Source organism: Mixta mediterraneensis (assembly GCF_030283135.1).
Taxonomy (GTDB): Bacteria; Pseudomonadota; Gammaproteobacteria; order Enterobacterales; family Enterobacteriaceae; genus Pantoea; species Pantoea mediterraneensis.
In genome coordinates, this window is sequence record NZ_JASUAZ010000074.1 from 1 (window position 1) to 9,182 (window position 9,182).

The 9,182-nt window shown below is 53.7% G+C and carries 9 protein-coding genes; all 9 read left to right on the forward strand.

The window, feature by feature from the left end:
- Nucleotides 1–245: 245 nt before the first annotated feature.
- The 9 genes from livH (at nucleotide 246) to ugpQ (ending at nucleotide 9,064) form a co-directional block, all read left to right on the forward strand.
- Nucleotides 246–1,172 (forward strand): high-affinity branched-chain amino acid ABC transporter permease LivH, encoded by a 927-nt coding sequence (livH, locus tag QRY16_RS20975; protein ID WP_289777930.1) that lies wholly within the window; start codon nucleotides 246–248, stop codon nucleotides 1,170–1,172.
- A complete protein-coding gene (locus tag QRY16_RS20980; protein WP_289777931.1) occupies nucleotides 1,169–2,440 on the forward strand; it encodes a high-affinity branched-chain amino acid ABC transporter permease LivM in 1,272 nt (423 codons plus the stop codon). The genes livH and QRY16_RS20980 overlap by 4 nt, the downstream gene beginning before the upstream one ends.
- On the forward strand, nucleotides 2,437–3,204 hold the full coding sequence (gene livG, locus QRY16_RS20985; protein ID WP_193404400.1) for a high-affinity branched-chain amino acid ABC transporter ATP-binding protein LivG: 768 nt from the start codon (nucleotides 2,437–2,439) through the stop codon (nucleotides 3,202–3,204). Before QRY16_RS20980 ends, livG begins: the two co-directional genes overlap by 4 nt.
- A gap of 1 nt (nucleotide 3,205) precedes the next feature.
- The gene (gene livF / locus QRY16_RS20990; protein WP_193404401.1) at nucleotides 3,206–3,919 is read left to right on the forward strand and encodes a high-affinity branched-chain amino acid ABC transporter ATP-binding protein LivF; all 714 of its coding nucleotides are present in this window, start codon (nucleotides 3,206–3,208) and stop codon (nucleotides 3,917–3,919) included.
- A gap of 267 nt (nucleotides 3,920–4,186) precedes the next feature.
- Nucleotides 4,187–5,503 carry a sn-glycerol-3-phosphate ABC transporter substrate-binding protein UgpB gene (ugpB, locus tag QRY16_RS20995; protein WP_289777932.1) on the forward strand — a complete coding sequence of 439 codons (1,317 nt, stop codon included), beginning with the start codon at nucleotides 4,187–4,189 and terminating at the stop codon, nucleotides 5,501–5,503.
- 53 nt (nucleotides 5,504–5,556) lie between these two features.
- A complete protein-coding gene (gene ugpA / locus QRY16_RS21000; protein WP_289777933.1) occupies nucleotides 5,557–6,444 on the forward strand; it encodes a sn-glycerol-3-phosphate ABC transporter permease UgpA in 888 nt (295 codons plus the stop codon).
- A complete protein-coding gene (ugpE, locus tag QRY16_RS21005; RefSeq protein WP_289777934.1) occupies nucleotides 6,441–7,286 on the forward strand; it encodes a sn-glycerol-3-phosphate ABC transporter permease UgpE in 846 nt (281 codons plus the stop codon). Before ugpA ends, ugpE begins: the two co-directional genes overlap by 4 nt.
- A 3-nt stretch (nucleotides 7,287–7,289) precedes the next feature.
- Entirely contained in the window at nucleotides 7,290–8,363 is a 1,074-nt protein-coding gene (locus QRY16_RS21010) for a sn-glycerol-3-phosphate import ATP-binding protein UgpC (protein WP_289777935.1), read from the forward strand.
- On the forward strand, nucleotides 8,360–9,064 hold the full coding sequence (gene ugpQ / locus QRY16_RS21015; RefSeq protein WP_289777936.1) for a glycerophosphodiester phosphodiesterase: 705 nt from the start codon (nucleotides 8,360–8,362) through the stop codon (nucleotides 9,062–9,064). Before QRY16_RS21010 ends, ugpQ begins: the two co-directional genes overlap by 4 nt.
- The last annotated feature ends 118 nt before the right edge of the window (nucleotides 9,065–9,182 follow it).

A 9,182-nucleotide genomic window follows, 5' to 3' on the forward strand; every position in this document is an offset into this window, starting at 1 on the left:
TACGCCAATGGCCACGTTACTTGATGGAAAACGGGTCTGGGCAGAAAAGAATCTGAACCAGATTTAATCTGACAGACACCTGTATAAATAACCGGTAACTGTCAGATCAGGTCTGAGCTAGTACAAAATAAGTTCAGAGGGCGGCTGTACGGCCGCTCTTATCAAACCGGCTTTTCTTTTGGTGAAGCTTTCCAGAATTCACGGTAACGGATTCAGTTCACGGACGTTTTTTTAAGGTACATTCTATGTCCGAGCAGTTCCTCTATTTCCTTCAGCAGCTATTTAACGGTGTTACCCTCGGTAGCACTTACGCGCTGATTGCTATCGGCTACACCATGGTTTACGGCATCATTGGCATGATTAACTTCGCTCACGGCGAGGTTTATATGATCGGTAGCTATGTCTCCTTTATCGCTATTGCTGCCCTGATGATGATGGGCATTGATACCACATGGCTGATGATCGCCGCCGGTTTTGTGATGGCGGTGATTATTTCCAGCGCTTATGGCTGGAGCATTGAGCGCGTGGCGTATAAGCCGGTGCGTTCCTCAAAGCGACTGATTGCGCTGATCACTGCCATCGGCATGTCGATCTTCCTGCAAAACTACGTCAGTCTGACCCAGGGGTCGCGCGACCTCGCGCTGCCAGGCCTGGTAACCGGACAGTGGACGCTGGGTGAAAGCAACGGCTTTGCTGCCACGCTCTCCGCAATGCAGATTGTGATCTGGTTGGTCACCTTCCTCGCGATGCTGGCGTTAACGCTGTTCATCCGTTATTCGCGCATGGGGCGCGCCTGTCGCGCCTGTGCTGAAGACCTGAAAATGGCCAGCCTGCTGGGAATTAATACCGACCGTGTGATTTCGCTGACATTCATTATTGGGGCGGCGATGGCGGCGGTAGCGGGCGTGCTGCTCGGTCAGTTTTATGGCGTGATTAATCCATTTATCGGATTTATGGCCGGAATGAAAGCCTTTACCGCCGCGGTGTTAGGCGGCATTGGCAGCATTCCCGGCGCGATGATTGGTGGGCTGGTGCTCGGCATCGCCGAAGCGCTGACCTCCGCTTATCTCAGCACGGAATATAAAGACGTGGTCTCCTTTGCGCTATTGATTGTGGTGCTGCTGGTTATGCCAACCGGGATTCTGGGCCGCCCGGAGGTTGAAAAAGTATGAAGAACGCCCTGGTTAATGCGCTTATCTCTGCGCTGATGATGCTGGTTCTGGCAACCTTTTTTATGGGGCTGCGCCTGAATCTGGACGGCACCCGCCTGGTGGTACAGAACGCCGGAAGCGTGCGTTGGGAATGGATTGCCGTTGCCTGCGTGGTGGTGTTTATATTCCAGCTGCTGCGTCCGGTGTGGCAAAGCGGTATGAAAAAAGTGTCGTTGCCTGCGCTGGTGTTGCCGGGTATTGACGGTTCCACACTGAAGCAAAAACTGGTGATGGCGGCGATCATTCTGGCTGCGGTTGCCTGGCCGTTTTTGGTCTCGCGCGGCACTGTCGATATTGCCACCATGACACTAATCTATGTGATGCTCGGCCTGGGTCTGAACGTGGTGGTTGGCCTTTCTGGCCTGCTGGTGCTGGGTTATGGTGGTTTTTATGCCATTGGCGCTTATACCTTTGCGCTGCTTAATCACTATTATGGTCTCGGTTTTTGGCAGTGTCTGCCGCTGGCGGGCATGGTTGCCGCGCTGTTTGGTTTGCTGCTCGGCTTTCCGGTGCTGCGTCTGCGTGGAGATTATCTGGCGATTGTGACGCTTGGTTTTGGTGAAATTGTCCGCATCCTGCTACTCAATAATACGGAGATAACCGGCGGCCCGAATGGCATCAGCCAAATCCCGAAACCGACGCTTTTCGGCCTGGAATTCAACCGCAGCCCACACGATGGCGGCTGGGATACTTTCCACCATTTCTTTGGCCTTAAATACGATCCCAGTGACCGGATTATTTTCCTTTATCTGGTGGCGCTGTTGCTGGTAGTGCTGACGCTCTTCGTCATCAATCGTCTGCTGCGTATGCCACTGGGTCGGGCCTGGGAAGCGCTGCGCGAAGATGAAATTGCCTGCCGCTCGCTGGGCTTAAGCCCCACGCGCATCAAACTGACCGCTTTTACTATCAGCGCTGCCTTTGCCGGTTTCGCGGGTAGCCTGTTTGCCGCGCGTCAGGGCTTTGTCAGCCCGGAATCTTTTACTTTCGTCGAATCGGCCTTTGTGCTGGCGATTGTGGTATTGGGCGGAATGGGATCACAGTTTGCGGTCATTCTTGCCGCCATCCTGCTGGTGGTCTCGCGTGAACTCATGCGCGATCTCAATGAATACAGCATGCTGGTACTGGGTGGATTGATGGTGCTGATGATGGTTTGGCGTCCACAAGGTTTGCTGCCGATGAAACGCCCTCACCTGAAGCTAAAACCAGGTAAACAAGGAGAGCAGGCATGAGTCAGCCTTTATTAGCGGTTGAGGGCCTGATGATGCGCTTCGGCGGCTTGTTAGCCGTAAATAACGTAGCGCTGGCGCTGCATCCGCAAGAAATCGTTTCACTGATTGGACCGAATGGTGCGGGCAAAACCACAGTGTTCAACTGCCTGACCGGCTTTTACAAACCGACCGGTGGTAGTATCAGGCTGCGCGATCAGCATCTGGAGGGGTTGTCGGGCCAGAAGATTGCGCGCATGGGCATTGTGCGCACTTTCCAGCATGTGCGGCTGTTTCGGGAAATGACGGTGATTGAAAACCTGCTGGTGGCGCAGCATCAGCATCTGAAAAGCGGCGTGTTTTCCGGGCTGTTAAAAACGCCGGCCTTTCGCCGCAGCGAAAGTGAAGCACTGGATCGCGCGGCCATCTGGCTGGAGCGCGTGGGGCTGCTTGAACTGGCGAACCGCCAGGCAGGAAATCTTGCGTATGGTCAGCAGCGTCGTCTGGAAATCGCACGCTGCATGGTGACGCGCCCGGAGATTTTAATGCTGGACGAACCGGCGGCGGGCCTGAATCCAAAAGAAACCCATGAGCTGGACGAATTAATTGCCGAATTGCGTGGCGAACATAAGGTGACAGTATTGTTGATTGAGCACGATATGAAGTTGGTCATGGGGATCTCCGACCGTATTTATGTGGTGAACCAGGGGACGCCTTTAGCTAACGGCACGCCGGAAGAAATTCGACATAACCCGGACGTGATCCGAGCCTATTTAGGAGAGGCGTAAGATGGCCAACCCGATGTTAACCATTGAAAATGTCAGCGCACATTATGGCAAAATCCAGGCGCTGCATAACGTCAGCCTTTATATTCATCAGGGTGAAATCGTCACGCTCATTGGGGCGAACGGCGCGGGTAAAACCACCTTGCTGGGAACGCTTTGCGGCGAACCGCGCGCTACCCAGGGGGCAATAACCTTTGACGGCAAAACCATCACTGACTGGCAAACCGCACGTATTATGCGTGAAGCGATAGCGATTGTGCCGGAAGGCCGCCGCGTCTTTACACGCATGACGGTAGAAGAGAACCTGGCAATGGGAGGATTCTTTGCCAGCCGCCAGCAATATCAGGAACGCATCAGACGCGTCTGTGAGCTGTTCCCGCGTCTGGATGAGCGCAAGGCACAGCGCGCAGGCACCATGTCCGGGGGTGAGCAGCAGATGCTGGCGATTGGGCGCGCCTTGATGAGTCAGCCGCGCCTGTTATTGCTGGATGAGCCATCGCTGGGTCTGGCCCCCATTATTATTCAGCAAATTTTCGACACCATTGAGCAGCTACGCAGCGAAGGGATGACGATTTTCCTTGTTGAGCAGAATGCTAACCAGGCGCTGAAACTGGCCGATCGCGGCTACGTACTGGAAAATGGCCGCGTAGTGCTGGAAGATAGCGGCGATGCGTTGCTGGCTAATGAGGCCGTGCGCAGCGCTTATCTCGGCACCTGATCTGGCTGGTCAGATTGCGGTTGGCCAGGGTTCGCCATCCTCTCGTACGCATGTACGCTTCGGTGGCTGTGCGCTGTCCATCTGCAATCTGCTTGTGCCGCCGCAGGTCGCTGCGATGGCTATCCGTCATCTTCTGTTTAAGTGCTGAAATCCTGCTGTAACTTTCCTGTCATTCATCTGTTATTTATCCGTCATTTTCCCGTGTCATGTTACTTCGCGAACAGAAAGGCGTGATTTCATGCGTACCTACCTGCACAGGAAAATAATATGTCCGTGTTTACTTTTCGTCGTAGCCTGATGAGTGCGGTGCTGGGCCTGATGCTCAGTGGTCATGCGCTCGCCGCCACTGAAATTCCTTTCTGGCATTCAATGGAAGGTGAATTAGGCAAAGAAGTTGACTCTCTGGCGCAACGTTTTAACCAGACTCACCCCGATTATAAAATTGTGCCAACCTACAAAGGTAACTACGAGCAGAGCCTGGCCGCAGGTATTGCAGCGGTACGTACCGGTAAAGCACCGGCCATTTTGCAGGTGTACGAAGTGGGTACTGCGACCATGATGGCATCGAAAGCCATTGTGCCAGTGCATCAGATTTTTCATGACGCGGGAATCGCGTTTGATGAAAAGCAGTTTGTTCCCACCGTTTCCGGTTATTACAGTGACGCAAACGGCCATCTGATTTCACAACCGTTTAACAGCTCTACGCCAGTGCTGTACTACAACAAAGACGCCTTCAAAAAAGCGGGGCTGGACCCTGACCACCCGCCAAAAACCTGGCAGGAACTGGCGAAAGATGCCGATGCTTTGCATCAGGCGGGCATCAGTTGCGGCTACGCCAGTGGCTGGCAGGGCTGGATTCAAATTGAAAACTTTAGTGCGTGGCACGCACTGCCCGTCGCCACCAAAAACAATGGATTCGATGGCACCGATGCGGTACTGGAATTCAATAAGCCGGTTCAGGTTCGCCACATTCAGATGCTGGAAGCGATGAACAAAAAAGGTGATTTCACCTATTTTGGACGAAAAGATGAATCTACCGCCAAATTCTATAATGGCGATTGCGCTATCACCACGGCGTCCTCCGGTTCACTTGCCGATATTCGTCACTACGCAAAATTCAACTTCGGCGTGGGGATGATGCCGTATGACGACACCGTACCTGACGCGCCGCAAAACGCCATCATCGGGGGGGCCAGTCTGTGGGTGATGAAGGGTAAAGATGCCAATACCTACAAAGGGGTCGCGGAGTTCATGAAGTTCCTGGCGCAGCCGGAAATCGCCGCAGAATGGCATCAAAAAACCGGTTATCTGCCCGTGACTACCGCCGCGTATGAGCTGAGCAAGAAGCAGGGCTTCTATGATAAAAATCCCGGCGCGGATATTGCTACCCGCCAGATGCTGAACAAGCCACCGTTGCCGTTCACCAGAGGTATACGTCTGGGCAATATGCCGCAAATTCGCACCCTCATTGACGAAGAACTGGAAGGGGTCTGGACCGGCAAACAGTCGCCGCAAAGCGCACTGGATAATGCCGTGCAGCGCGGTAATGCGTTGCTGCGTCGCTTTGAGCAACAGGTTAAGTAATTACTTTCAGGCCGGTATCGCCCGGCCCTTATTCCCCTTACGCAGAGTACGCTATGTCCTCATCTCGTCCGGTCTTTCGCACCAGCCTGTTGCCCTATCTTTTGGTGCTACCGCAACTGTTGATCACCGCTGTTTTCTTTCTCTGGCCTGCCGGAGAAGCGCTGTGGTATTCACTGCAATCCCTTGATCCATTTGGTATTTCCAGCACGTTTGTCGGGCTGGATAATTTCAGACGCCTGTTGGACGATGAATATTATCTGGCGTCGTTCTGGACGACGTTAAAATTCAGCGGGTTAGTCACGGTATGTGGCATGGCGTTTTCACTGCTGCTGGCGGCGCTTGTCGATTATGTGGTTCGCTTACGCAAGCTGTATCAAACGCTACTGTTGCTGCCGTATGCGGTAGCGCCTGCGGTGGCGGCGGTGTTATGGATGTTTTTGTTTAACCCTGGCCTCGGCCTGTTTAGTTATTTGCTGAACCAGCTTGGTTATAACTGGAACTACGCGCAAAACAGCGGTCAGGCGATGTTTCTGATTGTGCTGGCCTCAATCTGGCAGCAAATGAGCTACAACTTTTTGTTCTTTTTTGCCGCGCTGCAATCCATTCCTAAATCGCTGACAGAAGCCGCAGCGATTGATGGCGCCGGTCCGGTGCGCCGCTTCTTCAATTTATCGCTACCGCTGATTACCCCGGTGAGCTTCTTTCTGCTGGTGGTGAATCTCATCTACGCCTTCTTTGACACCTTCCCGGTGATCGATGCGGCGACAGGCGGCGGTCCGGTTCAGGCCACCACCACCCTGATCTATAAAATTTACCGGGAAGGTTTTACCGGTCTGGATCTTTCCTCTTCGGCGGCGCAATCGGTGGTACTGATGCTGCTGGTGATCGGCCTGACGGTGGTTCAGTTCCGTTTTGTAGAACGTAAGGTGCAATATCAATGATTGAGAACCGGCGCGGGCTGGACATCGTCAGCCACCTTGTTTTAGTGCTCGGTGTGCTGATCATTCTGTTTCCGCTGTATGTGGCGCTTGTGGCCGCCACGCTGGATACCGATGCGGTATATCAGGTGCCAATGACGTTGATTCCCGGTACGCATTTATGGGAAAACCTGACGCGCATCTGGACGCAGGGCATAAATGGCAGTGGCCCGGCCTTCGGCATCATGTTGCTTAACAGCATGATCATGGCGCTGGGAATTACCTGTGGAAAAATCGTGGTGTCGATGCTTTCGGCATTTGCTCTGGTGTGGTTTCGCTTCCCGCTGCGTTCGCTGTTCTTCTGGCTGATTTTCATTACTCTGATGTTACCGGTTGAAGTACGCATTTTCCCCACGGTGCAGGTCATTGCTGACCTGAACATGCTCGACAGCTACAGCGGCTTAACCTTGCCCTTAATGGCGTCGGCTACCGCGACCTTTCTGTTTCGTCAGTTCTTTCTGTCATTACCCGATGAACTGGTCGAAGCGGCGTGTATTGACGGCGCCAGTCCGATGCGTTTTTTCTGGGACATTGTGCTGCCGCTGTCCAAAACCAATCTCGCGGCGTTGTTCGTCATCACGTTTATCTACGGCTGGAATCAATATCTCTGGCCGCTGCTGATCATCAATGACGCCAGCTTAGGCACGGCGGTGGCGGGGATCAAAAGCATGATCTCAACCAGCGGCTCGCCGACTCAGTGGAACGAAGTGATGACAGCAATGTTATTAACCCTGATCCCACCGGTATTGGTGGTATTCGTCATGCAGCGTGCTTTTGTGCGTGGCCTGGTTGAGAGTGAGAAATAAAATATGGCAGGCGTAACGCTTCAGGCGGTCACAAAATCCTACGATGGAAAAAATCAGATCATCCAACCGCTGAATATCACGGTGAATGAGGGTGAGTTTATGGTGATGGTTGGCCCGTCCGGCTGCGGTAAATCTACGCTACTGCGTATGGTGGCCGGGCTGGAGCGCGTCACGACTGGCGATATTTATATCGGCGACAGACGTGTCACCCATGAAGAACCGAAAGATCGTGGTATTGCAATGGTGTTTCAAAATTATGCGCTCTATCCTCACATGTCGGTGGAAGAGAACATGGCATATGGCCTGAAAATTCGCGGCATGGGCAAAGCGCAGATCCGTCAGCGCGTCGCAGAGGCAGCGCGTAGTCTTGAGCTGGAGCATTTGCTGAGCCGACGACCGCGCGAGCTTTCTGGCGGTCAGCGTCAGCGCGTGGCGATGGGGCGCGCCATCGTGCGTGAACCCGCCGTCTTTCTGTTTGATGAACCGCTTTCTAACCTTGATGCCCGGCTGCGTGTGCAGATGCGGCTGGAGCTGCAACAGCTGCATCGTCGCCTGCAAACAACCAGCTTGTACGTTACTCACGATCAGGTTGAAGCCATGACGCTGGCGCAGCGGGTGATGGTAATGAATAAAGGCAGAGTCGAGCAGACTGGTACGCCGGTAGAAGTCTATGAACGACCCGCCAGCCAGTTTGTTGCCTCATTTATCGGTTCGCCAGCGATGAATCTGCTGGCTGGACAGATCAACAGCGACGGCACGCGCTTCAGTCTTAATTCTTCTTATGCGTTACCGCTAAGTGAGCATAAGGCAGAATGGGCGAATCGTCCGGTGACGCTCGGCATTCGTCCTGAACATGTCCGAATCAGCAGCCGCGAGCAGCATGGCATCCCAATGCGGGTTGAAACGCTGGAGATGCTGGGCGCGGATAACCTTGCGCACGGACGTATTGGCGAAACGCGTTTGGTGGTGCGTTTACCCCACAGTGAACGACCGCAGGCAGGCAGCACGCTGTGGCTGCATCTGCCAGCAGATGCGTTACACTTCTTCGATTCAACTCATGGAAAACGTCTGGAATGAGTCAATATAACTGGCCTTACCCGCATATCGTTGCGCATCGCGGCGGTGGCAAACTGGCACCGGAAAATACCCTGGCGGCGATTGATGTTGGCGCTGAATATGGTCATCAAATGATTGAATTTGATGCCAAATTATCGAGCGATATGCAAATTTTTCTGTTGCATGACGATACGCTCGATCGCACCAGTAACGGCTGGGGCGTCGCGGGGGAACTGCCGTGGGAAAAGCTGGCGCAACTGGATGCAGGCGGCTGGTTCGGTAACGATTTCACTGGCGAACCGCTGGCGCGTCTGGAAGACGTCGCCGCGCGTTGTCGTCAGCATCAAATGATGGCTAACATCGAAATTAAACCGACCACCGGCAGTGAAATTGCAACGGGCCGCGCCGTGGCGCAGGCGACAGCGCAGCTGTGGCAAGGTCAAACCGCGCCGCTGCTTTCCTCCTTCTCATGGGAAGCATTAAACGCCGCGATGCAGGCGCAACCGGAGCTACCGCGCGGATTGCTGCTGCACAGTTGGGATGAGCAGTGGAAAGAAAAAACCGCCGCGCTGGATTGTGTATCGATCCATATTAATCACAAAGTCGTGGATCAGACGCGCATCGCTGAACTCAGAGACGCTGGCTTACGCGTTTTGGTTTATACCGTAAACAGCCCGGAACGGGCGCGGGAATTGCTGAAGTGGGGCATTGATGTGTACTAGCTCAGACCTGATCTGACAGTTACCGGTTATTTATACAGGTGTCTGTCAGATTAAATCTGGTTCAGATTCTTTTCTGCCCAGACCCGTTTTCCATCAAGTAACGTGGCCATTGGCGTAC